Genomic DNA, 1,028 nt, shown 5'->3' with positions numbered 1-1,028 from the left:
AGCAAACCACGTTTAGCTGATGTCCATGCTGGACGTCAGCTAGGCCGTAGGCCGTGAGCCAAAAGGGCGTGACGCCATCCACGAACCGAAACCGTCACGCCGAGCACATGGAGCGACCAAAGAAAACGCTCCAGAATGAGTGACCCAAGGTGGATCGTCTTTTCTCGCCCCGGCTCAATGCCGATAATGAGTGATCTTTGAAGATCGGTCATTGGCATCATCCAACCCACCGCTTTGCTGACTTCCTCAAAGTCGAGCCAAGCCCCGTGGACCTTCGCTGCATCCCACTCGGTCATGCGGTCTCGAATCGTTACGAGATTGGTGCCGCTCGCGCCGAGTACAACTGCCCGACCTGCCGCACCCGGACGAAATTCCATTCCGATGAGATCGTCGAGCACGATGACCGCATTAAGAATCTCGGGAGGGCTCGGGGATTCTGAGCTGAGCACAGTCCCTCGCAGGCCAAGCGTGCCAATCGGAAAGCTTTTTCTAAACCGGACCTCCCACTTCCCTTCCAGCTTTACTGCCGTGACCAGCTCCGTGCTCTGCCCACCTGGATCGATGATCGAGAGACAATCATCGTCTGCGAAGAGAGGGTCTTCGGCGACGGCAAGAAATCCGAGCTCAGCCTCTTGCTCACCCGAAAGCACAAAAACGGCCACCCGTACACCGTCTCCTTCCACGCTGGCTGATCGGTCTCCATCGGTGCGGAGAGTCCGCGCGACCATCCGACAGGCAGTGCGGGGCTCTCGTAGGTGTCCCCGCCAAGCCCGCGATGCTCCCTCGGCGTCGGCTCGAAACGAATCGAAGTGATCGACGCCTGTGGCTTCCCCGGCGCGAACAGTTGAACCTGCACGCTCGTCGCGTACGGAGAGACCGACACCGTCGAGATGCGCCCCGGCCCGAAGAACGAGCAGGGCGACGCCGACCGCGCCAACGGCGCCGGCGCCGGCGATGCTTGCCGTGATGCGCTCGCCAAGCAACCGGTAGGCGAGGCATGCGGCGACGAGAGGCTGGATCGCGCCGAC

At 61.3% G+C, this 1,028-nt stretch carries 1 protein-coding gene; it reads right to left on the bottom strand.

Annotation, left to right across the window (positions count from 1 at the left end; all coding sequences use genetic code 11):
* Positions 1-35: 35 nt before the first annotated feature.
* Positions 36-1,028, bottom strand: a 993-nt coding sequence (locus RMO15_RS03240) for a hypothetical protein (RefSeq protein WP_309707746.1), incomplete at its 5' end; no start/stop codon positions are given.

It is taken from the genome of Armatimonas sp., assembly GCF_031410135.1.
Classification (GTDB): Bacteria; Armatimonadota; Armatimonadia; order Armatimonadales; family Armatimonadaceae; genus Armatimonas.
The sequence above is the reverse complement of the archived record's forward strand: the minus strand, read 5'-3'. Positions and strand labels throughout refer to the sequence as shown.